General features: G+C 67.0%; 18 protein-coding genes, 1 tRNA gene and 1 pseudogene. 9 read left to right on the top strand and 11 right to left on the bottom strand.

Translation table 11 applies throughout. The annotated features are described in order from the left end of the window. Positions 1–13 precede the first annotated feature (13 nt). From GPX89_RS23210 to GPX89_RS23195, 4 genes are all read left to right on the top strand, one after another. Entirely contained in the window at positions 14–1153 is a 1140-nt protein-coding gene (locus tag GPX89_RS23210) for an Hsp70 family protein (protein WP_157389660.1), read from the top strand. A gap of 117 nt (positions 1154–1270) precedes the next feature. Next, entirely contained in the window at positions 1271–2623 is a 1353-nt protein-coding gene (locus GPX89_RS23205) for a S1 family peptidase (RefSeq protein ID WP_157389659.1), read from the top strand. Between the two features lie 171 nt (positions 2624–2794). After that, entirely contained in the window at positions 2795–4135 is a 1341-nt protein-coding gene (locus GPX89_RS23200) for a S1 family peptidase (RefSeq protein ID WP_235947773.1), read from the top strand. 223 nt (positions 4136–4358) lie between these two features. After that, positions 4359–5192 (top strand): NRDE family protein, encoded by an 834-nt coding sequence (locus GPX89_RS23195; protein ID WP_157389658.1) that lies wholly within the window; start codon positions 4359–4361, stop codon positions 5190–5192. Between the two features lie 166 nt (positions 5193–5358). Here the strand turns inward: GPX89_RS23195 and GPX89_RS23190 are convergent, their stop codons facing one another. Then, on the bottom strand, positions 5359–6117 hold the full coding sequence (locus tag GPX89_RS23190) for a hypothetical protein (protein WP_157389657.1): 759 nt from the start codon (positions 6115–6117) through the stop codon (positions 5359–5361). Positions 6118–6491: 374 nt separating this feature from the next. Between GPX89_RS23190 and GPX89_RS23185 the strand changes: the two genes are divergently transcribed. From GPX89_RS23185 to GPX89_RS23175, 3 genes are all read left to right on the top strand, one after another. Next, positions 6492–9671 carry a (Fe-S)-binding protein gene (locus GPX89_RS23185; protein WP_157389656.1) on the top strand — a complete coding sequence of 1060 codons (3180 nt, stop codon included), beginning with the start codon at positions 6492–6494 and terminating at the stop codon, positions 9669–9671. A 183-nt stretch (positions 9672–9854) separates the two neighbouring features. Next, entirely contained in the window at positions 9855–10613 is a 759-nt protein-coding gene (locus GPX89_RS23180; protein WP_157389655.1) for a copper homeostasis protein CutC, read from the top strand. Positions 10614–10863: 250 nt separating this feature from the next. Next, entirely contained in the window at positions 10864–11712 is an 849-nt protein-coding gene (locus GPX89_RS23175; RefSeq protein WP_328602205.1) for a lytic polysaccharide monooxygenase, read from the top strand. 590 nt (positions 11713–12302) lie between these two features. On the opposite strand, the pseudogene GPX89_RS23170 reads toward GPX89_RS23175, so the two are convergent. From GPX89_RS23170 to GPX89_RS23160, 3 genes and pseudogenes are all read right to left on the bottom strand, one after another. After that, positions 12303–13586 (bottom strand): annotated as a pseudogene (locus tag GPX89_RS23170) (YibE/F family protein); the annotation flags it as partial. Between the two features lie 416 nt (positions 13587–14002). After that, the gene (locus tag GPX89_RS23165) at positions 14003–15265 is read right to left on the bottom strand and encodes a pyridoxal phosphate-dependent aminotransferase (protein ID WP_328602246.1); all 1263 of its coding nucleotides are present in this window, start codon (positions 15263–15265) and stop codon (positions 14003–14005) included. Between the two features lie 46 nt (positions 15266–15311). After that, positions 15312–16688: an ABC transporter C-terminal domain-containing protein gene (locus GPX89_RS23160; protein WP_157389654.1), complete on the bottom strand. Its 1377-nt coding sequence runs from the start codon at positions 16686–16688 to the stop codon at positions 15312–15314. Between the two features lie 255 nt (positions 16689–16943). Between GPX89_RS23160 and GPX89_RS23155 the strand changes: the two genes are divergently transcribed. Continuing rightward, on the top strand, positions 16944–17393 hold the full coding sequence (locus GPX89_RS23155; RefSeq protein ID WP_235947770.1) for a hypothetical protein: 450 nt from the start codon (positions 16944–16946) through the stop codon (positions 17391–17393). A 322-nt stretch (positions 17394–17715) separates the two neighbouring features. On the opposite strand, the gene GPX89_RS23150 is transcribed toward GPX89_RS23155, so the two are convergent. The 3 genes from GPX89_RS23150 to ctaD all read right to left on the bottom strand — a co-directional run bounded on the left by GPX89_RS23150 (position 17716) and on the right by ctaD (position 21604). Then, positions 17716–19044, bottom strand: coding sequence for an Hsp70 family protein (locus tag GPX89_RS23150; protein ID WP_157389653.1), 1329 nt, complete (start codon positions 19042–19044; stop codon positions 17716–17718). Positions 19045–19270: 226 nt separating this feature from the next. Beyond that, complete coding sequence (gene dcd / locus GPX89_RS23145; RefSeq protein ID WP_328602204.1) at positions 19271–19843, bottom strand: dCTP deaminase; 573 nt, start codon at positions 19841–19843, stop codon at positions 19271–19273. 15 nt (positions 19844–19858) lie between these two features. Next, complete coding sequence (gene ctaD / locus GPX89_RS23140) at positions 19859–21604, bottom strand: aa3-type cytochrome oxidase subunit I (RefSeq protein WP_157389652.1); 1746 nt, start codon at positions 21602–21604, stop codon at positions 19859–19861. A gap of 302 nt (positions 21605–21906) precedes the next feature. Between ctaD and GPX89_RS23135 the strand changes: the two genes are divergently transcribed. Further along, positions 21907–21977, top strand: a tRNA-Gly gene (locus GPX89_RS23135). Between the two features lie 53 nt (positions 21978–22030). Here GPX89_RS23135 and GPX89_RS23130 read toward each other — a convergent pair. From GPX89_RS23130 to GPX89_RS23115, 4 genes are all read right to left on the bottom strand, one after another. Beyond that, the gene (locus GPX89_RS23130) at positions 22031–22465 is read right to left on the bottom strand and encodes a hypothetical protein (RefSeq protein ID WP_157389651.1); all 435 of its coding nucleotides are present in this window, start codon (positions 22463–22465) and stop codon (positions 22031–22033) included. A gap of 77 nt (positions 22466–22542) precedes the next feature. Then, entirely contained in the window at positions 22543–22881 is a 339-nt protein-coding gene (locus GPX89_RS23125) for a hypothetical protein (protein ID WP_328602203.1), read from the bottom strand. A 49-nt stretch (positions 22882–22930) separates the two neighbouring features. Then, positions 22931–23227 (bottom strand): hypothetical protein, encoded by a 297-nt coding sequence (locus tag GPX89_RS44755; protein ID WP_235947768.1) that lies wholly within the window; start codon positions 23225–23227, stop codon positions 22931–22933. After that, a complete protein-coding gene (locus GPX89_RS23115; protein ID WP_157389649.1) occupies positions 23214–23438 on the bottom strand; it encodes a hypothetical protein in 225 nt (74 codons plus the stop codon). Before GPX89_RS23115 ends, GPX89_RS44755 begins: the two co-directional genes overlap by 14 nt. Between the last annotated feature and the right edge of the window lie 11 nt (positions 23439–23449).

Below are 23449 nucleotides of genomic sequence, written 5' to 3'. Positions count from 1 at the left end.
TGAGGTAACGAGAATGGCCACTGGGGTGGGCCTGCGGATCGCGGACGACGAATCCGTCGTTGCCGTGGTGACCGGCGACGACGCCACACTCCCGGTGCACTACACCGTGCGCGAGTCCGTACTGCACATGTCGGACGACGGTGACGCCGTGCTGGGCGGCGAAGCCCCCGAGGGCTATTCGCACTCCATCCGGGGCTTCGTCGGCGCGGTCGGCGATCCCGCCGGGCTGGCGGTGGACGACGGCGAGGCGTACCGCGCCGAGGACCTGATGGCCACCGCCGTCTTCTGCCTCATCGGCCAGGCCGCCGAGCACCTCAACGGCCCGGCCGAGTTCTACCTCACCCACCCGACCGGCTGGCCGGAGGCCAATATCCGCGCCCTGCGCGAGGCCCTGGATTACCTGGGCCTCAAGTCGGTGGTGCTGGTCGCCGAGCGCGACCTACCCCCGGCGGACGCGGATACCGGCAAGACCCTCGCCTATCAAGCCGCCCGCGCGGCGCTGGCGGCGGTGCTGTCGACCCCGGCCGGTCTCACCCCGCCCGATGCCACCGCGTCCGCCGTCAACGCCGCCGACGTCACCGACGTGTTGCCGGCCCTGCGGAATTCCGAACACGCCCAGGCGTATTCGGAGGCGGTCCCGGCGGTCACCACCGCCGAGCCGCCGGTCACCCGGGGCACGCCCGAGGTACCCGTGACCCACGCGCCGCGGGCGAACCGCGGGCTCTACATCATCGCCGCCATCGCGGCGATGGTCGGTTTGCTGCTCGGTGGCATCGGGGTGGCCGCGGTGTTGCGCCAGGACAATTCCACCCCCGGGCCGCCGCGCGGCGAGGTGCGCTCCGATCCGAGCGGCAGCACCGCGGGCGCGGGCGCGCAACCGTCGCTGCTGCCGCCCACCGGATCGGACCATCCGACCGCGGCCGCGCCGCCCGCCGATGTCGCGGACGCGCCGACGACCTCCGAAACGCCGACCACCACACCCGCGCCGACCACCACGGATGCCTCGACGCCGCCGCCGAGCAGCGCCACCCGCACCACGCCGCCCACCACGACACGTCCGTATCCGCCGATCTACCAGTACCCGCCGGTGCCGACCTTCGAAATGCCGCAGCCGCCGGTGATGCCGTACCCGTGGGGACAGAATCCGTACTGATTTCGTAGGGACCTTCCGTGGTTTGTGCCCTAAAGTGGTGCGCTGACCGACCTTCCGGACGGTAACCGGATATTCGTCCGGGAACGCCGGTCTGGTGGTGCACTACGAAGGGACTCCATGCGCAAGTTCATGGCGCGCCGCGCCACGGTTCGAGCAGCCACCGTCGCTTTCGCCTCGACCGTCCTCCTCACTCCCTTGCTCAGCACCGCCACCGCGGACCCGGTATCCCCGGATCAGCTTGCCGCCGAGAACCTTCCGCCGGAGTTGGTCACCGCCATCCAGCGTGATCTGAAGATGACGCCCGCCGAATACCTCGACCGCGCCGCGCAGGCCCAGCAATTGCGCGACTACGCAAAGACTTTCCGCAGCCAGCGCCCCGACGACTTCGCGGGCGCGTGGCTGGGTACCGACGGCAAGCCGGTCATGGCCGTCACCTCGCTCGATGCCGCCAAGATCGCCGCCGCCGACGGCTACCAGACCCACCTGGCTCCGATCAGCGCCGACAAGCTGGAGACCTCGGCCGATCAGCTGAACATGTGGATCACCAGCCTGCCGCATGATCTGTCCAGCGCCGTCAATTCGGTCGCCATCGACTTCCTCAACAGCCAGCTGGTGCTCAGCGTCGCGAACACCCCCGCGGGCCATTTGCTGAATCTGCCGACGCTGATCGCCAATATCAAGGTGATGCTGTCCCCCGATTCCGGCGGCCCGGTCGAACGTCGGCCGATGGGCGGCGACACCTACATCACCGCGCCGACTCCGCTCAGCGATTCCGCGCTGCGCAGCGTGGATGTCTGCTCGTTCGGTTTCAACAGCGTGGATTCGGCCGGAAACGCGCTGAACATCAGTGCCGGGCACTGCAATCCGAATGTGGAGAAGGGCACGAGTGCCGATGTCTACATTCCGAATGTGAAAAACCTTGTGTCCAGCCCGAAGGCCGGCAGCTTCGTCTCCTCCAATCTGGGCGGCAGCAGCGCGCTCGACTACTCGGTCATCAAGCTGAACGACGACGCGGTGCGCGCGGGCATGGATCAGCCGAACGTGCGCGGCGCGAACGGCACCACCCTGACCATCACCGGTGTGGCCGACCCGATCACCGGTGCGCCGGTCTGCAAGTCCGGTCAATCCTCCACCTTCACTTGCGGTTTCGTGGTGGCCGACCGGGTCGAGACGCAGTTGTTCACCGCCGAGGGCCAGTCCAAGACGGTGCGCGGCTTCGCCTCCAGCGCCTGCACCCTGGGCGGTGACAGCGGCGGCGCGATCGTGACCGGCACGCTGGCCCTGGGCATCACCAGTGGTTCGAACGCGGCCGACGCGCCGAACTGCAACGAGGCCAATACGCAGTTGGCGCAGTACGGTGGAACCGCGTCGCTGGGCATCCCGGTGCGCGCGATTCTCTCCGAAATCGACGCCAATTCCGGTGGTGGTGTCGGCAGCGGAATTCAGGTGCGGACGCGCTCGAACGCCTGAGGGATAGTCCGAGACTCGAAGGGATTCGCCGAGTGCGGATCCCTTCGGCGTAAATCGGACATCTGCCCCAATGCGCCTGAATCCGACAAGCCCGCTGTTTGCCCCGTGAATACCGAAACGTCACCTCGCAATAAGTAGGCATAACGGGCCGGACACCATATAGTCGGGGCCATGCTCCTGCCACGTATGCGCTTCTCCATGCCTGCCGCGGGCCGACGCCCACGGTCCCTTGTCCGTACTGCGGCGATCGCGGCCACCACTGTGCTCGTTGCCGGACCCCTGGCAGCAAGCGCACACGCGGAGCCCGCGACCCCCGCGACCCCGGATCTGCCGGCCCAGCTGGTGGCCGCCATCACCCGCGACCTCAAGATCTCGCCGCAGGACTACCTGCAGCGCGCGGACACCGCGCAGAAGGTGGCCACCTTCGCCACCACCGCCCAGCGCCAGTTCCCGGACATCTTCGGCGGCGCGTGGCTGGACGAGAACGGCAAGGCCATCGTGGCGCTGGCCCCCGGCGACGGCGTGGACCAGGCCCGCAAGGCCGTGCAGGACGCCGGCTTCGTGGCCAAGGACGTCAGCAAGAGCGAGACCACCCTGCGCGGCGAGAAGAACGCCTTCCAGCAGTGGCTCAAGGACCAGCCCGAGTCCGTGTCTAAGGCCATCCGGGGCGTGGCCATCGACACCCTGAACAACAGCATCGCGGTGCGGGTGGACAAGCCCGATCTGCCGCTGCCGGGCTTCGTGGACCCGGCCCGCGTCATCGTCATGACCGCTCCGCCGGTGGGCGGCGAGGGCCAGGACGTGCCGCAGGCGAGCGACATCGCCAGTGCGGGACACGCCATGGCCGCCGGTGACGCCTACGCGTCGGTGGCCGGCCGCATGTCGCTGCGCTGCTCGCTCGGCTTCAACGGCACCGACGGCAACGGCAATGTCGTGAATATCACCGCGGGCCACTGCAACCCGAATATCGCCGCCACCCCGGGCGCCAACGCCCCAGCCGTGTACTCGCTGGTCGGCGACAGCCGCGGACCGCAGGTCGGCGTGTTCCAGAAGTCGGTGCTGGGCAACGAGGACTACTCGATCATCGGCATCAACGACCAGTTCCGCGACGCCTTCTCCAACCCGATGGTGGCGGTCCCGGGCGCCGCCCCGGTCAATGTCACCGGCGTGGCCGTCCCCGTCGTGGGCGCTCCGGTCTGCAAGTCCGGCGCCCGCACCGGCTTCAGCTGCGGCGTGGTGAATGCCGTCGATCAGACCGTCCAGGTCGGCGACCGCATGCTCACCCAGTCCTTCTCCGCCAATATCTGCGCCCTGCCCGGTGATTCGGGCGGCCCGCTGGTGACCGGCACCCTGGCCCTGGGCATCTCCAGCGCCTCCTCGGTCGCCGACTACCCGATCTGCGAGATCCCGAACCTGATCGGCCTCATCACCGGCAACACCCCGCAGCTGTTCGCGCAGCCGGTGAGCACGGTGCTCTCGGACAACCCTGGGCTCAGCGTTCGCACCATGTGATCTCGGCACCCCCGAAAAGGCCGGTAGCTCAACAGCTACCGGCCTTTTCGCTGTCCGGGGTACCCACGCCCTCCCATAAATGCGTATGGAGCACTGGAAGTTCGCGGCCCGCCTCGTTCTGGACTGACGGAGCGGGGGAGCGAAGCGGAGGAGCGGAGGAGGGAAGAACGAGGTAACAGGGCCGCGAACCCGCCGTAGCGGAGCGGAGGCCGATAATAGAGCTATGTGTTTGGTGTTGCTCGGGTGGCGGGCGCATCCGGAGTACCGGCTGATCGTCGCCGCCAATCGAGATGAGTTCTTCACCCGCCCAACCGAATCGCTGCGCCACTGGGACGAGGTGCCCGGCATGCTGGCGGGCCGGGATCAGGGCGCGGCCGGTCCGATACCGGGCACCTGGCTCGGATTGCTGCCCGATCACCACCGTTTCGCGGCGATCACCAATGTGCGCCGCCCCGGCGACTTCCGCCCCGACGCCCGCTCCCGCGGCGCGCTGCTGATGGACTTCCTGCGCGGCGACTCGGTCCCGGAGAAGTCCGTGCGCGGGATCGCGGCCGCCCCCGACGACTACAACGGCTTCAACCTGATCGTCTCGGACCTGGAAACGCTGTGGTGGCACAGCAATCGGAGCGACGGCACCCCGCGCGAACTACCGCCCGGCTTCCACGCCGTGACCAACAACGCGCTCGTCGGCTCGCTCGAACGCGACGGCAGCGTGACCTCCGGCACCGCCGAACCGGCCTGGCCCAAGGCGCGCGAGGGCGTGCGCACCCTGGCCGCGGTGGCCGCCGCCGACCCCGGCGACGTGGAGGGCTATCTGGCCGTCCTGGCAGACCGCACCCCCGCCGCGGCGGGCGAACTGCCGTCGACCGGCCTGGACCGCCTCACCGAGCGCGCGGCCTCGGCGCGCTTCGTCAATCATCCCGTGCACGGAACTCGATGCAGCACGGTGCTTCTGGTCCGTGAGGACGGCGGCTACGCGATGGTGGAGCGCACCTTCGCCCGCTTCGGCCACCCCCGCGAGACGGTGACGCTCGAGGGCCGCCTCGAATTGCCCTGAGGCACAAAAGCCGAATGGCCCACCTCCGTACCGGAGATGGGCCATTCGAGTTCGGGACTACGCGCCCCAGGCGCTACAACCGGCGCCACCGCTGGACGCCGTGCACATCATCTTGAGCAGTGCGGTGATCAGGGCCTGAACGTTCATGGTTTCTCCCTCGAGGTCTTCAGTTCTGGTTGACCGGCTGCTGAGCAGCGGCCTGCTGCTGGGCCTGAGCGGCGTCGGACCACTTGGTGGTGCCGGCCGGGGCCTGCAGCGTGTTGATCAAGTCGAAGCCCGCGGCCGCAAGGGTCGGACCACCGGCGGCGATGGTGCCGAGGATGCCGCCGATCCCCGCGCCGGCGACGAGGCCCGGCACGCAACCGGCGACGAAGGTCACGGCGCAACCGATGATCGCGCCGAGCGCCGTGCCCACGAAGCTGCCGATGCCCAGGGCCAGGCTGAACTTCGTGGAGAAGTCGTTCATGGCCTTCTGGTTCTCGGAGTCCGAGGCGATGTCCTTGAGCTGGGCAACCGGCTGGGCCTGAGCCTGAACCGGTTCGGTGCCGGGCTGGAAGTCGGCCGGCTTCTCGGGCACGACCTCGAGGACCTTGCCGTTGTCCTTGACTTCCGACTTCACGGCGATGTCTTTGCCGGAGACGCTGTACTTCAGCGGGAAGGACAGCTGGGTCGCGCCCTGCTCGTCCTTGACGTTCACCACGGTCTGCTTCGGGTCCTCGGGCTTCGCGCCATCCTGCTGGGCGAGCTCGAAGGTGCCGTTCTTCAACGTGGTGACGATGGTCTTGCCGTCGACAAGCTTGCTGGAGTAGTTGATGCCAGCAGGCTGTGCGGGAGCGGGAGCGTCGTCGGCGTGGGCGATGGTCATCCCCGTGGTCATTGCGCCGATGACCAGGGCAGCGCACGCAGTCGTACTGCGAAGCTTCATTCGGTTGTTTTCCAATCCGTCATCAGGTAATCCGCTGTGCGCTCTTCGCCACGCGAGGCCCGGCTTCCCTCGGGCCATGCCACGCGCTAGGACGAGTCCTCCCCGAGCATGTGAAGACGCGCACAGCTGTCGGACAGCGTGAGCCTAGTCGATCAACTTACGATTTGCGAGATTCGTTTCTTTCTGCAGGACAGGGTGTTTCAAAGTAAGCCTGCCCTTGGTTACAGCGCCGTTTTGCCGGGATTTACCGTGTGGGAAACCCTGGACAGTTAAGTTACCGGCGGGTAACTTACCGTCCATTAGGATACGTGCAACTCGAGGCGGAACCAGGCCGTCTCGCGAGAGGCCCGTAGAGCCGTAAGAGAGGTCGCGACATGAATGCCCTGACAGTGACGCTGGGCACGATTGGGGCGGTGTTCACAGTCTTCTGTTGGGCATCGTTCATCGGAGGTGTGCGGAACATCGCACGCACCGTCATGGTCGGGCAGTCCGCGCCCGATCGCTGGCGGCCGTTCTTCCCCCGCTTCAAGACCATGTTCGTGGAATTCATCGCGCACACGCGCATGAACAAATTCCGCACGGTCGGCTGGGCCCACTGGCTCGTCATGATCGGCTTCCTGCTCGGGTTCATCCTGTGGTTCGAGGCCTACGGTCAGATCTTCGACCCCGAATTCCATTGGCCGATCATCGGTTCCTGGGGCATCTACCACCTGGTGGACGAAATCCTCGGCATCGGAACGGTCGTCGGCATTCTGGTGCTGATGGCGATCCGCCAGCTGAACCACCCGCGCGTGCCCGCGCGGCTGTCGCGCTTCAGCGGTTCGAAGTTCGCGCCCGCCTACATCATCGAGTCCATCGTCCTGGTCGAGGGCCTGGGCATGGTCATGGTGAAGGCCGGCAAGATCGCGACGTACCACGAATCCCACACCTGGAGCGACTTCTTCACCGAGCAGGTGGCCAAGCTGCTGCCCGAGTCGATCGCCATGGTGTCGGTCTTCGCGTTCATCAAGCTGTGCTCCGGCGCGCTGTTCCTGCTGCTGGTCGGCCGCAACACCACCTGGGGTGTGGCCTGGCACCGCTTCGCGGCGTTCCCGAACATCTACTTCAAGCGTGAGGACGACGGCTCCGTCGCACTCGGCGCGGCCAAGCCGATGATGTCGAACGGCAAGCCGATCGAGATGGAGACCGCGGACCCGGACAACGACACCTTCGGCGTCGGCAAGTTCGAGGACTTCTCCTGGAAGGACATCCTCGACGTCACCACCTGCACCGAATGTGGTCGCTGCCAGTCGCAGTGCCCGGCCTGGAACACGGGCAAGCCGCTCTCGCCCAAGCTGCTGATCATGTCGCTGCGCGACCACGGCTACGCCAAGGCCCCGTACCTGCTGGCCGGTGGCCGCAAGGACATGGGCGGCGACGAGATCGGCCTGGTGGACGCCGAGGGCAAGCCGAATGAGCGTGCGCTGGCGAAGATTTCCGAGGCCGCGCGCGCCGAGGCCGAGCGGCCGCTGGTCGGCGGCGAGGACGTGGGCGGCGTCATCGACCCCGAGGTCCTGTGGAGCTGCACCACCTGTGGCGCGTGTGTCGAGCAGTGCCCGGTCGATATCGAACACGTCGACCACATCATCGACATGCGCCGCTACCAGGTCCTGATCGAATCGGAATTCCCCTCCGAACTCGCCGGGCTGTTCAAGAACCTCGAGAACAAGGGCAACCCCTGGGGCCAGAACGCCAAGGACCGCCTGAACTGGATCTCCGAAGTCGACTTCGAGGTCCCCGTCTACGGCCGCGACGCCGACTCCTTCGACGGGTATGAATACCTGTTCTGGGTCGGCTGCGCCGGCGCCTACGAAGACCGCGCCAAGAAGACCACCAAAGCCGTCGCCGAACTCCTGGCCACCGCGGGCACCAAGTTCATGGTCCTGGGCCAGGAAGAAACCTGCACCGGTGACTCCGCCCGCCGCGCGGGCAACGAATTCCTGTTCCAGCAGCTCGCCATGCAGAACATCGAACTACTCAACACGGTGTTCGACGGTGTCGAGCAGGCCAAGAAGAAGATCGTCGTCACCTGCGCCCACTGCTTCAACGCCCTCAACAACGAATACCCCCAAGTCGGCGGCAGCTACGAGGTCGTACACCACACCCAGCTGCTCAACCGCCTCGTCCGCGCCAAGGCCCTGGTCCCGGTCTCACCGGTCGCCCAGAACGTCACCTACCACGACCCCTGCTACCTGGGCCGCCACAACAAGATCTACAACGCGCCCCGTGAGCTGATGGAAGCCTCCGGCTCCACCCTGGTCGAGATGCCCCGTCACGGTGAACGCTCCATGTGCTGTGGCGCCGGTGGCGCCCGCATGTGGATGGAAGAACAACTCGGCAAACGCATCAACATCGACCGCGTCGACGAAGCCCTCGACACATTGAAGGGCGGCAACGAGCCCTCGATGATCGCGACCGGCTGCCCGTTCTGCCGCGTCATGCTCACCGACGGTGTCACCGCCCGCAAGGACAGCGGCGAAGTCGGCCAGGGCGTCGAGGTCGTCGACGTCGCCCAGCTCATGCTCCAATCCATCACCCGCGTCGACGCCGCCACCCTCACCGAAAACCTGCGCGTGGTTCAGACCCCGAAGGTCGAAGAGCCCGAACCGGTCCCGGCCCCGGAGCCGGTCAAGGCCGAAACCACCGTCGCCGAAGCCCCGGCTGCCGAGGCCGCGCCGAAGGCTGCTCCGGCCGGTGGCGGTCTGGGCATGAAGGGCGGCGCGAAGGCACCCGGTGGCAAGGGCTTGGCCATGAAGGGCGGACTCAAGGCACCAGGCGCGAAGGCTCCGGCCGAGGCTCCCGCTGCCGCTGAGGCTCCCGCGGAAGCCACCGCCGAGGCGGCGACGCCGACCGCCAAGCCGGGCGGACTCGGCATGAAGGGCGGCCTCAAAGCTCCCGGCGGCAAGGGCCTGCAGATGAAGGGCGCCGCCAAAGCCCCGGGCGCGAAGACCGAAACCGCTTCCGCCGCTCCGGCTCCCGCCGAGGCCGAGGCTCCCGCGACCCCGGCCGCCAAGCCGGGCGGACTCGCCATGAAGGGCGGCCTCAAGGCTCCGGGCGCGAAGCCCGGCGGTCTGGCCATGAAGGGTGCCGCCAAGGCTCCGGGCGCCAAGCCCGCCGCCGAGGCCGCTCCGGCCGAGGCTCCGGCGGAAGCCGCCGCACCGGCTGCCGAGGCTGCCGCCGCTCCGGCTCCTGCCGCCGAGGCCAAGCCGACCATCGCGGCCAAGGGTCTGGCCATGAAGTCCGGTCTGAAGCGGCCTGGCCCGAAGGCTCCGGCTGCTGCGGCCCCGGCTGCCGCTCCGGCTCCGGAAGCGCCTGCCGCCCCGGCCGATTCGGCTCCGGAGGCTCCGGCCGCCGAACCCGCCGCGGCTCCGGTCGAGCCGGCCGCCGCCGAGAGCAACGGCACCACGGAGGGCAACGGCACCTCGGAGGGCAATGGCTCCGCCACGCCGCCGGCCGCCAAGCCGGGTGGCCTCGGCTTCAAGTCGGGCATGAAGGCGCCGGGCAAGAAGAACTAGGCCCGGTTCCAAAGACCGGACAGCCGAACCTGATCGAGAGGGGCGGCGCTATCTTCGGATAGCGCCGCCCCTCTCGTTCACATGGTCCTACCAGGGCATTCACGCCGAATTTCACCGGCCATTCCAGCGGCATTGGCTAACCTCGGGCAACAAACCTGGCGGGAGTTCGCCATACTGCAAGGTATGACGGATGCGCGGGTGCGGGTGGAGATCGGGGTGGAGTCTCTGGAGGGGGTCCGCATAGCCGAACAGGCGGGGGCCACACGGGTGGAATTGTGTTCGGGTCTGACGGTCGGCGGTCTGACGCCCGGTATCGCCCTCATCGAGGGGGCCGTGGCCGCCGCGGGGCACACGCAGATCCATGTGCTGATTCGCCCGCGCCCCGGTGACTTCCGCTATTCGGCCGACGAGGTGGCGCTCATGCGCACCGATATCGAGCGGGCGCGCGCGGCCGGCGCGCACGGGGTGGTGATCGGCGTCCTCGACGAGGACGGGCACATCGACCCCGCCGCGAATACCGAGCTGCTCGCTGCGGCGGACGACCTGGAGGTCACCTTCCATCGCGCGTTCGACGTGTGCGCCGATCCCGCCGAGGGCTTCGATCAATTGCTGGAACTGGGTTTCACCCGGCTGCTCACCTCCGGCCGCCAGAACTCGGTACTGGACGGCGCGTCCCTGATCTCCCGGCTGGTGACCCTGGCCGACGGCCGCATCGACGTGATGGCCTGCGGCGGCCTGCGCGCCGACAATGCCCGCCGGGTGATCGAACTGACCGGGACCCGGGATCTGCATGCGGCCGTGCGCATTCCGGTGCCGGGCCGCCCGCAGCCCGACACCGAGGTGACCTTCGCCGAATTCGGAGTGCCCAGCGGCTTCGACCATTTCGCGACCGACGCCGATGGCGTGGCGGCACTGTGCGAGGCGGCGCGCACCGCTCTCTGAGCATTTCCGCAAATGCGGTTCCAGCCCTTGGGTTTTCCCGCTACTCCCGAGTGAAGTTTGCTGGACGACCTGCGATGTTTGCTGCGCAACAGGATAATTCGGTCACCCGTGATAGGACGCTTGACCAAAGCGTTGCTGAGTCATATCTTTTAGAGCACGCTTTTGCTACAAAGTGGTCTGGATCACATCACAGATCCGTCACGGGACAGCATGCCGGCCCCCGCTGCCCCACTCTCACAAGGGGTTTCACGTGTTCGGTAGAAGAAGTCTGTCCATGCTCGGGGCCGTCGGCATCGCACCGGTGATCGTCGCCATCCTGCCCGCCGCCGCGGCACACGCCCACGGTTACATCTCCTCGCCGTTGAGCAGGCAGGCGCAATGCGCCAAGGGCCTCCTATCCTGCGGCGACATCAAATACGAGCCACAGAGCGTGGAAGCGCCCAAGGGCTCGAACAAATGCAGCGGCGGCAACAGCCGCTTCCCCGAGCTCGACGACGACAGCAAGCCGTGGCAGGTCCAATCCGTCGGCAGCACAGTCACTTTCACCTGGACCTTCACCGCGCTGCACCGCACGCTGAACTGGGAGTACTACATCGGCGGCACCAAGGTCGCCACCTTCGACGGCGGCGACAATCCCCCGCCGGCCTCCGGTGTCAGCCACACGGTGGATCTCAGCGCCTTCAGCGGCCGCCAGAAGCTGCTGGCCGTCTGGAACATCGGCGACACCGTCAACGCCTTCTACTCCTGCGTCGACCTGCAGATCGGCAGCGGTAGCGGTAGCGGCGGAACATCCACCACCACAACGCCTCCCACCACCACAACGCCTCCCACCACCACGACGACTCCGCCCGCGACGACGACCACCGTCGTGCCGACCACGACCACCGCTCCCCCGACGACCACCCCTCGCGGTACGACCACGCCTCCCACCACCACCGGCCAGGCGACCGCGAGTGCGTGGAAGGTGGGCGCGAAATACAGCGTCGGCGACATAGTCACCTACGACGGCATGCGCTACCGCTGCCTGCAGGCGCACACGGTCTACGACCCGGGCTGGAATCCCGGGGCCGCCCCCGCGCTGTGGCAGATGATCGACTGATCCGAAGGCCCCGCCGGGGCGGGTAGCGGGCTCGAAACCGCCGAATCGGGCCCGCCGCTCAGCGACCACCCGCTCCCGACGGAGAGGGGCGTGTTCCCTCCGGAACACGCCCCTCGCAACGAATTTCGCTAGTTCGGCCGGGAATGCCGCCCACCGCGGGGCGGCTCCGGCGGCCAGCCCTGATCTCCCTCGTCGGACGGCCACCCCTGGTCCTGCGGTTGCGGCGACCAGGTCTGCGCCCGCGGTTCCGGCTCCGACCACGGCTCGTTCCGATTGAACCAGGAAGAGGTAGTGTGCTGCTGCTCCGGCTGATTCGGTTGCACCACACTGGTTCTCGGCACGGTCGGCGACTCGAGGGTCTCACGGCGTGAAGCCACCGCCTGCTCCCCGGAGTACGGCCCGCCCTGGTCGTCGCCCCGGCGCGCGACCGGTTGCGACCCGGTGCTCGGCCCGGCCGATTGCTCACCGGTGCGTGGATTTCCGGTGCGCCGGGTCGCGGGCTGGGAGCCGGTCCGCGTGGCCGCGGATTGCGCACCCGTCCGTGTTCCGGCGGCCCGTCGTGGCGTATTCCGTTGCGCCCCGGCGCTTCGCGACCGCCCCGCACCCGCGCGCGCCTCGGCGGGCTTCGCGCCGAGCGGGCGGGCCAGCAGTACCGCGATGGCGGTGGTCAGCGGCACCGACAGCGCCAGCGCGATGCCACCGACCGCGGACCTCGCGATCTCGATGCCGACCGCGTCGCCGGTCAGCACATCGCTGATGGGCCGACCGGCGACCGTGAACAGCAGCAGCAGGGGCAGCGCCCCACCGGCGTAGGCGAGCACCAGGGTGTAGACGGTACTGGCGATGTGGTCACGCCCGACCCGCATCGCCGCGGCGAAGATGCCGCGGCGGTTGGCCTTCGGGTCCAGCGCCGCCAGTTCGAAGGCCGCCGAGGCCTGGGTGATGGTGACGTCGTTGAGCACACCCAGCGAACCGATGATGAATCCGGCCAGCAGCAATCCGGTGATGCTCACATGCTGGACATAGGCCGCGACATTGGTGTTCTGTTCCTCGGACAACCCGGTCAGGTGCGTCATTTTCAGCGCCACCCAGGACAGCACCGCCGCGACCACCATCGAGGTCAGCGTGCCCAGCAGCGCCGAACTGGTCCGCAGATTCACCCCGTGCGCCAGATACAGCACGGCGTAGAGGATTACCGCGCCCGCGACCATGGCCACCGGTATGGCCGGTTTCCCGTCGAGCAGTGCGGGCAGCAGGAACACGACCAGCACACCGAACGCGATGACGAGTCCGATCAGCGCCCGCAGACCCCGCCACCGCGCCACCGCGACGATCACCACCGCGAAGACGATGACGATGATCGTCAGCGGCATCCCGCGCGAGTAGTCGTCGAACGTGTAGATGGTGATCTTGGGGCCGTTCGGATTCTTCGGATCCGGAACCGATTGCGGCGCAATGCGAATCTTGTCCCCCACACGCAGATTGGGCTGATCCGGCGTCGGCGAGTTCACGAGGATCGTCCATTTGCCCTGATCCGTCCCGGAACCGATGGCGACGACGCTGCGCGTGCACTGCTGCTGCGCGGCGGGCAGCAGATCGGGCTCCTTGGACTGGACCTGACCGTTCAGCGCGTCCCCGCACGTCCCGAGATCCTGCTTGATCACCGTCCCGGCCTCGGTCGCCACCGCGCCGCCACCCGCGCCCTGCATGGGCAGCGGAATGTCGACGTGCTGAGCACTGGGCCACAACCAGATCAACCCGGCCACCACCACCACACCGATTGCGGCGAGTAGCCCGATAACCACGCGGGCGGCGTTCGCCCCGATCTCGATAGGTCCGGAATGGTCGTGATGGTGGTGATGGTGATCGCTCACGCGCCGAGCCTAAACGAAAATGATTTCTGACATGCTGAGAGGTTGTTCGCAAGAATTTGCGGGAGGGGCGGCGGAGAGCAGGGGGATGTCTCCGCCGCCCGGTCTCAGCGGCCCAGGGGGGGTAGGCCGGCTGAAACAGGGCCGGACGGCCCAGGGGGGGTAGGCGGTCCGGCCGGGGCACTCTGAGTGCCGAGGACCACTGTACACAAAAGACGGTTCTTTGCGCTAGCTAAGTCTCTAAAAACCCTGCTTTTTCGTACCAGCGGTTTGTTTTAGCCAGGGTCTCACCTGCGCCAGGCCCCCGAGAGGCGATGTCGCGTGACGGACAGAATCGCATTTTCGCAGGTCAAAGAGGGTGCGCGCAGTACTATCACGTACTCGGCGCGCACCCAGCGTACCGGAACTTCTATCCGGAATTATTGCCGATAGCTCGCAAGGAAGTTGCCGAATCGCTCGATGGCGACCGAGAGATCACGCGCCCAGGGCAGCGTGACGATGCGCAGATGGTCGTGGTGCGGCCAGTTGAAGCCGGTGCCCTGCACCATCAGGATCTTCTCCTGCAGCAGCAGATCCAGCACCAGTTTCGAATCGTCGTGGATCTCATGGACTTCCGGATCCAGCCGCGGGAACGCGTACAGCGCGCCCTGCGGCTTCACGCACGAGACGCCCGGAATCGTGTTCAGCTTCTCCCAGGCCACATCCCGCTGCTCCAGCAGCCGCCCGCCCGGCAGCACCAGGTCGTCGATGCTCTGATGCCCGCCCAGTGCGACCTGAATGGCGTGCTGCGCAGGCACATTCGGGCACAGCCGGGTGGAGGCCAGCAGATCGATGCCCTCCAGGAAACCGCCCGCGTGATCCTTGGGGCCGGTGATGACCAGCCAGCCCGAGCGGTAGCCCGCCACCCGGTACGCCTTGGACAGGCCGTTGAAGGTCAGGCACAGCAGGTCCGGCGCGAGCGTGGCCAGCGACACGTGCTTGGCGCCGTCGTAGAGGATCTTGTCGTAGATCTCGTCGGCCAGCAGCAGCAGTTGATGCTTGCGGGCCAGGTCCACCACCTGCTGCAGCACCTCGGCGGAGTACACCGCGCCGGTGGGGTTGTTCGGGTTGATCACGACAATCGCCTTGGTCTTGTCGGTGATCTTGGCTTCCATGTCCGCGATGTCCGGCTGCCAGTCATTGGACTCGTCGCACAGATAGTGCACCGGGGTGCCGCCCGCGAGCGAGGTCATGGCCGTCCACAGCGGATAGTCCGGCGCGGGGATCAGCACCTCGTCGCCATTGTCGAGCAGCGCCTGCATGACGATGGTGATCAGCTCGGAGACGCCGTTGCCCAGGTAGACGTCGTCCACGTCGAATTCCGGGAAGCCCGGCACCAATTCGTAGCGGGTGAAGATGGCCCGGCGCGCCGGCAGGATGCCCTTCGACTCGCTGTAACCCTGCGCGTACGGCAACGCCGCGATGATGTCGCGCATGATGACGTCAGGCGCGTCGAAGCCGAACGGCGCGGGATTGCCGATGTTCAGCTTCAGAATCCGGTGTCCCTCGGCCTCCAGCCGTGCCGCGTGTGCGTGTACCGGCCCGCGGATCTCGTAGAGAACGTTCTGGAGTTTGGTGGACTGCTCCAAAACGCGCGGGGACCGATGCGACGGTAGGTGACTCTGAGGGCTCACCCGTTCAATGGTGCCATTGGCTCGCAACCAGCTTTTTTCGCGTCCGGCACAGAAGCTACCGAGCGGTATCGGGAGGCAGCACGCTGCGGGCCGCGGTGGAGCCGCAGAACTCCTCGATCCTTTCGTCCAGCTCCTGCGCTTCGCCCGCATCCCGGAACTCCGGGCTCGCCAAGCGCTGGCGCACGGCCGATAGTCGTTCCTCGAGCTGCGCGATCCGCTTGTCCTCGTCGAGTTCCAGCACCGGCTCGAGCGCGGCGGCGGCCCCGTCGAGACTGCCGTTGATCAGGTGCGCGGCCGCATTGTCCACGCGGGCCAGCGATTCCGCGCCGTAGGAGCGCTTGTCGGTGGGCCCGTTCACGTACAGGTCGATGGCGCGGCTGGTGGCTTCCAGGGCGGGCTCGGCCTGACCGAGGTGGATATAGGTCGCGCCCGCGTAGTAATGGCTTTTGGGCTGGTTGAACCCGAACACGCCGCCGACCTCGTCGTGCAGGGTGTCGCTCGACTCGCCGTCGCGGGCGTCGTCGGCGGCGCGGATGCAGCGTTCGGTGTCGTGGGTGCTGCCCAGCCGCGACCAGATGCGGGCCTCGATATTGAGCAGCCGCACCCGCGAGGTCGCGGATTCGGCGTAGCGATGCCCACTCTGGGCCAGCAGGACCGCCCGGCGGGGACGCTCGGCACGATATTCGATGAGCGCCTGCATGCCGCGGGTCCAGGCCCGCAGCGGGTTGTGCTCGCACAGTTCGGCGTAAGCCCAAGCGGCCCTGGCCTGTTCACCGGCGGCGTCGAAATAGCCGAGATCCGTACTGGCATTCGCCAGCAGACCGGACAAGGTACCGGCCAAAAGGTACAGATGAGACGTATCGGCGGGCCGTTGATGACCTTCCAGCAACCGGTACACCCGCCGCCGCACCCGCAGCATCTCCACCATCATCGGCACCGGTGGCATATGGACGTATTCATTGGCAATGCGTGTCACATCGGCATCGAGCTGTTCCAACATGGTCGCACCCACATTGGTGCTCTCGGCCCTACCGGCGTGCTCGCTTGCTTCGTGGGCAGCCGCCATGATCAGATCCCTCTCCGAAATCGCCGCTAACGCATCGCCCCTCATCGCACCCGTATCGACGAGTGCCAGCAGTTCCGCGTCGCTGGAATAACTGGCTTGCGCCGGCACCGCGTTCCACAGTTCGGAACCCCGAACCTCAGAACCGTTGTGGCGCACATCGAAACCGGGAACGGCGGGGCGGTCGCTCGAAGGCTGGTCGATCAAGGCCGCGAACCGTGCCCGCACAACATCGTCGGACCTGGCAAGGGAAGTATCGAGGGCGGCCTGATTGATGGGACGGGGATGCACCCGATCGCCCCCGGCCTCCCATTTCGAGACCAGTCGTTCGTGCACGCCCAGGTGGGCGGCGAACTCCCGGATACTCATGCGCTTGGCATCGCGGAGGGCCCGGGCCTCTTTGCCTGACCAGTGCCGGACCACGGTGCCATCCCTTCCGAACGAACTCCGATGTCCAGGGTACGAGCGGAAACTGGTCGCGACCACTTCCGAAACCCAGCTGGTACCAGGCTTTATACGTATCGGTAATAGTGGCGGCGGAAAGGCAGTGGAATGCGGGTGTGCGGGCGTTTTCACAGCGCCCGCCGCACGCCACCCTGGTGGTCAGGGGAAGGAGGCGGGGAAGTGAACGCGGACAAGCTCCGAACAGTCGACGACTGGGTTTCCTACTACCGGCACGAGTTCGGGCTGCCGGTCACCGAACGCGGCGGATTCGTCATGCTTCCCGTCACCGCGCACGTCGCGGTCGTGCATCTGCCGGTCGCGTGCGCCGAAAAGGTCCGCGCCGCACTGCAACAGCAGCACCGCGACGGGCCCATGCTGGCCCGCCAGATTCGCTGGAGCTTCCTGGCCGAACCGGATTCCCGGCCCGGCGAACAGATCCTGGAGGTATTGAACCGCCTCGATATCGGCATCCCGGCGGTCGGCAGCGCGGTCATGCTGCCCACCGGACTGGGCCGTTGGACGCGGGAAGGGTGTCACTGGGTGACGCCGCCCGCGCGCGACGCGAAACTCCCACCCCTGTCGGCAATCATCACGACAGCTCTGGCGGTGGGAACCGGAAGCGAGGGCTGAACGCAGCCGGTCCTCGCACCGGCGCTGAACGCGCCGGCCCCACCGAGTCCGCCCCCTTCTGGCAGTCGACGGGGCGGACTCGGCGCATTTCAACTCTCGAAACTCTCAGGGGCTTCGCCCCCGAACCCCCAGGAGCGGACTTGGGGCTGCGCCCCGAACCCCGGAGATTTCATGAGGGCACAGCCCCACCCCTGAGATTCATGAGGGCACGGCCCCACCCCTGAGATTCGTGGGGGCACGCCCCACCCCTGAGATTCATGGGGCACGCCCCACCCCCTGAGATTCATGGGGGCACGGCCTGGGTCCTCAAAGGCCCTGTGTATCAGTGCTCTTGCGCGGGCGGGGCCGGGGGGAAGAGTGGGGGGATGGTCGGCACGATGACCGGGGGCAGGCCGGGGATGATCGTGATGGTGTTCGGGCCCGCGACGGTGGTCGGGGCGTCCGTGGTGGTGGGGTAGGCGCGCGGTGGGGGTGCGGCCAGGGACTCGTTGGTGGCGTCCGTGGTGGTGGGCGCGACGGTCGCGGATTCGGCCGGGCGGCTGGTGGTGCTGGGCACCGAGCTGGTGACGGCGTCCTGGCTCTGCGAATCATGTTCCAGGACACGAGGTCCCCAGCCGAGGGTGACGCCGATGGCGGCCACCACGACCAGCGCGCCGACGGCCACTCCCGCGAGGCTGACCTCGCGGCGGCGGCCGTGCTTGTCCAAGGTTTCCGAGTCCGGCGACCAGAGCTGCGACGGCTCCGCGGGCGGCGGCGGGGTGTGCTCGTGGGCGGCCGGGAAGGGCGCGGGCGCCGGGCGGTGCCGGACCGGGCGGGCCAGCATGGACGCGCCGCGGGTCACCACGGTGTCGGGCGCGGCGGGCACGATGACCGGGACGCCCAGCCAGCGGCGCAGAACCCTTGCCACCAGCGGGATCTGGGCGCAGCCGCCGAGCAGGGCGACGGCCTGCACCGGCTGTTCGGAGCGCAGGATCACATCGCGGGTCATGCGCGCGGAGGACTCGACGGCCAGCATGATGAGGGCCTCGAAGTTCTCCTGGGACAGCAGCACCAGGCCCTCGGTCGAGGGCAGCGCCACCGCATTGCTGCCCGAGAGCTGTTCCTTGGCCTGGCGGCACAGCGCGTCCAGGGCGGCCAGTCCGGTGTGGTCCGGCGGATGCGCGATGCGCCCGGAGGCGATCTGCTGCTCGCGGATCAGCGAATCCAGGTAGTCGCCGCTGATATCGCTGGTGCGCTCGCTGAAGCAGACCTGACGGGTGGCGGTATCCACCACCGTCACGGACAAACCGGACGCGCCGAGATCGTAGAGCGCGACCGTGCCGAAACCCTGTAGCTCCCCGGTGTATTCGAGGAATTCCAGCGCCGCCACCACATCCGGCACGAGTTCGTAATTGGTGAACTGCCGCCGCGCCAGTTCGGCCCGGATGCCGCGCGCGTGGTTCTCGTCGCGATAGGCGATGGCGGTGGCGGTGATCCGCGAATCCGCGGCGAGCATCGCGCCGATGACGTCGGCGGCCAGTTCGTCGACCCGCCGCTCCCCGACCGGCACGGCCTGCACGTCGAAGGCAGGCGTTTCGGCGGAATCCCCGGCGATCGGACGTGCGACGCGAACCGCGCCCGCCCCCACCGAAACTCCCAGAACCGAACTCATCCGCTGCCCATCTCGTTTCCGCACACCTGTCGCCGTCACCTTACGACGTACCGCGCCATCCGTACACCCGGTGAGCCCACACATCGGTCGGCGTATTCGCGCCACTCCAGACGGTCAACTGTCCAGGCAGCGGCCGATTTACGCCGATCGCCCGATAGGAACTTCCGGCCCGTAACGCATCTCACTCGAGCCCGGAGCGCAGATCATTCGGATCCCCGCAGGGCGCTCACTTGGACACAGGAAAATTCAGGTACGCACGCGACGGCGTCGGCCCGCGCTGACCCTGATATTTCGATCCGACCGCGGCACTGCCGTACGGATGCTCGGCCGGACTGGTGAGCCGGAAAAGGCACAGCTGGCCGATCTTCATCCCCGGCCACAGCGTGATCGGCAGATTCGCCACATTCGACAGTTCCAGGGTGATGTGCCCGCTGAATCCGGGGTCGATGAACCCGGCGGTGGAATGCGTCAGCAGACCCAGCCGGCCCAGGCTGGACTTGCCCTCGAGCCGTCCCGCCAGGTCGTCGGGCAGCGAGCACACCTCGAGCGTGGAGCCGAGCACGAATTCGCCGGGGTGCAGCACGAACGGCTCACCCGCGCCGGGTTCGACCAGCGTGGTCAGCTCGTCCTGCCGCTGCGCCGGATCGATATGGGTGTAGCGGGTGTTGTTGAACACCCGGAACAGACTGTCCAGCCGCACATCGATACTCGACGGCTGCACCAGCTTTTCATCGAACGGCTCGAGCCCGAGACGCCCATTGGCGATTTCCTTGCGGATATCCCGATCACTAAGCAGCACGGGCTAGAGCGTATGTCAATGTTCGGTCGGCGAATCGACTGGCCCGGTCTCGGTGACCTGCTTCGGCTTGCGCAGACCCCATGTCGCGTGCGCCTCGGCGCGCATGCGCTCGACCATGTGCGGATAGTGCAGTTCGAAGGCCGGTCGCTCGGAGCGGATGCGCGGGAGTTCGTAGAAGTTGTGCCGGGGCGGCGGACAGGAAGTCGCCCATTCGAGGGAGTTGCCGTAGCCCCACGGATCGTCCACGGTCACGATTTCGCCGTAGCGGTAGCTCTTGAAGACATTCCAGACGAACGTGATCATCGAGAACCCGAGAATGAACGAACCGATCGTGGAAATGGTGTTCAACGTGGTGAATCCGTCGCTGGGCAGATAGTCCGCGTAGCGACGCGGCATACCCATATTGCCCAGCCAGTGCTGCACCAGGAACGTGGTGTGGAAGCCGATGAACGTGGTCCAGAAGTGCAGTTTGCCCAGCCGTTCGTCGAGCAGGCGACCGGTCATCTTCGGGAACCAGAAATAGACGCCCGCGAAGGTGGCGAACACGATCGTTCCGAAAAGCACGTAATGGAAGTGCGCCACAACGAAATACGTGTCCGACACATGGAAGTCCAGCGGCGGGGAAGCCAGGACGACCCCGGACAGACCGCCGAACAGGAAGGTCACCAGGAAGCCGACCGCCCACAGCATCGGCGTCTCGAAGGTGAGCTGACCGCGCCACATGGTGCCGATCCAGTTGAAGAACTTCACACCGGTCGGGACCGCGATGAGGAAGGTCATGAACGAGAAGAACGGCAGCAGAACCGAACCCGTCGCATACATGTGGTGCGCCCACACCGCGACCGACAGGCCGGCGATCGCCAGCGTCGCATAGACCAGGGTCGTGTAACCGAACAGCGGCTTGCGACTGAACACCGGGAAGATCTCGGTCACGATGCCGAAGAACGGCAACGCGATGATGTACACCTCCGGATGGCCGAAATACCAGAACAGGTGCTGCCACAGAATCGCGCCGCCATTGGAGGCGTCGTAGATGTGGCCGCCCAGGTGCCGGTCGTACTCGATCGCCATGAGCGCCGCGGCCAGAATCGGAAACACCAGCAGCACAAGCACACTGGTCACCATGATGTTCCAGGTGAAGATGGGCATCCGCCACATGGTCATGCCGGGAGCACGCAGACAGGCCACGGTGGTGACGAAATTGACCCCGCTGAGGATCGTGCCCACGCCGGAGACCACCAGACCCATGACCCACAGGTCCGCGCCGATGCCCGGGACGTGCTCGGCCAGCGGCATGTAGGCGGTCCAGCCGAAGTCCGCGGCCCCGCCCGGGGTGATGAATCCGGCGGTGGCCATGGTCGCGCCGAACAGGTACATCCAGTAGCTCAGCGCGTTCAATCGCGGAAACGCCACGTCCGGGGCGCCGATCTGCAGGGGCAGTATCGCATTGGCAAACCCGAAGACGATCGGCGTCGCATAGAACAGCAACATGATCGTGCCGTGCATGGTGAACAGCTGATTGAACTGCTCGGGTGACAGGAACTGCATGCCCGGGCGGGCCAGCTCCACTCGCATCAGCAGCGCCATCAAGCCGCCGACCAGGAAGAACGTGATGGCCGTGAACATGTACATGATCCCGAGCACCTTGGGATCGGTGGTGGTGAGCGCCTTCCACAGGAAGGACCCCTTGGGGCCCATTCGCCGCGGATAAGGCCGCACGGGTTCGAGCTCGGGCAATTCACGAGCGGGCACCGCGGTCATACGTCCTCCTCGACCGCCGAGCAGGAAGCACTGAGCGCGCGCCAGCAAACGTTCAGCGCATCCAAACTACTTGTGGTGGACGGGTTTTCGACCCGGAGCACAGTCTACGACCGCGCGTAATCGAAACTCGGTGCTTCGGCGAAAGAACCCCGCGATCTTCGGCGCGCCGCGCCCGACGCGCGGACCTGATCACGGATGCGCCGCCCCACGATCGGAAAACCCGAGCCGGACCAGGGGGAACGGTAAAGAGTTGCATCGGGTCACAGCGGGTCTGATAGAGTCGCGAGCGCGAGTAAGACGCTGCCGATGTAGTTCAATGGTAGAACTCCTGCTTCCCAAGCAGGTAGCGCGGGTTCGATTCCCGTCATCGGCTCAAAGCGAAAAGCCCCCACTCCTGCGAGCGGGGGCTTTTCGCATGTCAGGGCGCTACTTCGTGCACTCGGTCGCGATCCGCTTGGTGGCCTTCCCCGCCTTGATGAGGTCGTCGCTGCCGAGGCTCACCTTGGCCGGGTTGGTGCCGTTGGCGCTGTCGATGATCTTCTGAATACCGCTGTCGGACAGGCCCTCTTGGATGTAGATGTCGGCGACGCAGTCCGCGGTCGCCTGGCTGAGCTTGCCCTTGTCCTGCAAGGCTTTCGAGATCTGCTCGGCCGTCAGGCCGTTACCCGGGCTCGCGCTGCCGCCCGGTGCGCCGCTGCCGCCCGGAGCCGTGGTGGGCATACCGGACACGGTCGTGCTCGGTGCGGCCACGACGGCCGAGGTAGGCGCGGTGGGTGTGGGCGTGGCCGCCTGCTGACTATTGCTGCAGGCGGACAAAAGGGGCAGCGCGCACAGCGCCACCACGACAACGGACTTCCGCATTGTGATCCCTCCCGAGTGCCGGGACGATCCCGGTCGATTCAGAAATTGCACACCGGCACCGGAGGGTTAACAAGGGACTAGTGATTGGCCTGCATGCAGGAGCTGATGATCTTCATGGCCGCGGCCTGCATCTTGTCCGTGTCGTCCTTGCTCAGCCCGGCCGACTGCGCATCCGGGACGACACCCGACTTGGTGTCACTCTTGAGCATGCGGCGCAAACCGTCCTGTGAGATACCCTGCTCCACAAAGATTTTCGCGGAGCAGTCGGCTGTCTTGGCGTCCAGACCGCCGGTCTGCAGCGATTTGGACACATCGGCCTGGGTGATCTCCGCGGGCTTGTCGCTGCCACCACCGCCACCGCACGCGGCCAGCAAGGGGAGCGCGACGAGCGCAGCGGCGACGAAGGAAAGGCGCACTGGTGCCTCGACTCTCAATGACTAGACGAAAACTGCCGCAGGCACGATCTCACAGATCCATGGCGGCGCGCAGCGCTGTGTCGATTCGCTCGGCGGTCTCGCTGTCGACCACGGCGATCCGCTCGTCCAGCCAGCCGCGATAGATACGGCCCAGATTGCCGGCGTGCACCCAGCCGTGGCCGGGAATCGGGACCGCGAGAATGTCACGCGGATCCTCGGCCTCGACCTCGGCCGCGATCAGCCAGGGTCGCGGCGATTCGTTGATGCCGTCGCTCGAGATGAGAATGATGGTGCGGGTGCGGGTGGTGCCGTGTGGGTGATAGACCCAGAGTTCACCCTTGCGCACGCAGCTCCTTCTCGGCGGCCAGTATTTCCGCCTCGTCGGCCGCGGCGAGTTCGACCGGGTCCTGCACCGGGCCGAAACCCAGCCGCACGGCCTCGCGACGCGCGGCGCGGGAGATCCACGCCGAGGGCGACATGCCCGCGCGGGCGGCGGCATCCTGTGCATAGGACCAGGCCGCCTCGTCCAGCGACAGCGTCACTTTCCGGGTTGCCATACCTTTTATCG

It is taken from the genome of Nocardia terrae, from assembly GCF_009760405.1.
Lineage (GTDB): Bacteria > Actinomycetota > Actinomycetes > Mycobacteriales > Mycobacteriaceae > Nocardia > Nocardia terrae.
The sequence above is the reverse complement of the archived record's forward strand: the minus strand, read 5'-3'. Positions and strand labels throughout refer to the sequence as shown.

Coding starts and splice junctions, on each gene's coding strand:
- GPX89_RS23210 (WP_157389660.1), top strand. CDS start 14: ATGGCCACTGGGGTGGGCCTGCGGATCGCGGACGACGAATCCGTCGTT.
- GPX89_RS23205 (WP_157389659.1), top strand. CDS start 1,271: ATGCGCAAGTTCATGGCGCGCCGCGCCACGGTTCGAGCAGCCACCGTC.
- GPX89_RS23200 (WP_235947773.1), top strand. CDS start 2,795: ATGCTCCTGCCACGTATGCGCTTCTCCATGCCTGCCGCGGGCCGACGC.
- GPX89_RS23195 (WP_157389658.1), top strand. CDS start 4,359: ATGTGTTTGGTGTTGCTCGGGTGGCGGGCGCATCCGGAGTACCGGCTG.
- GPX89_RS23190 (WP_157389657.1), bottom strand. CDS start 6,117: ATGAAGCTTCGCAGTACGACTGCGTGCGCTGCCCTGGTCATCGGCGCA.
- GPX89_RS23185 (WP_157389656.1), top strand. CDS start 6,492: ATGAATGCCCTGACAGTGACGCTGGGCACGATTGGGGCGGTGTTCACA.
- GPX89_RS23180 (WP_157389655.1), top strand. CDS start 9,855: ATGACGGATGCGCGGGTGCGGGTGGAGATCGGGGTGGAGTCTCTGGAG.
- GPX89_RS23160 (WP_157389654.1), bottom strand. CDS start 16,688: ATGAGTATCCGGGAGTTCGCCGCCCACCTGGGCGTGCACGAACGACTG.
- GPX89_RS23150 (WP_157389653.1), bottom strand. CDS start 19,044: ATGAGTTCGGTTCTGGGAGTTTCGGTGGGGGCGGGCGCGGTTCGCGTC.
- ctaD (WP_157389652.1), bottom strand. CDS start 21,604: ATGACCGCGGTGCCCGCTCGTGAATTGCCCGAGCTCGAACCCGTGCGG.
- GPX89_RS23130 (WP_157389651.1), bottom strand. CDS start 22,465: ATGCGGAAGTCCGTTGTCGTGGTGGCGCTGTGCGCGCTGCCCCTTTTG.
- GPX89_RS23115 (WP_157389649.1), bottom strand. CDS start 23,438: ATGGCAACCCGGAAAGTGACGCTGTCGCTGGACGAGGCGGCCTGGTCC.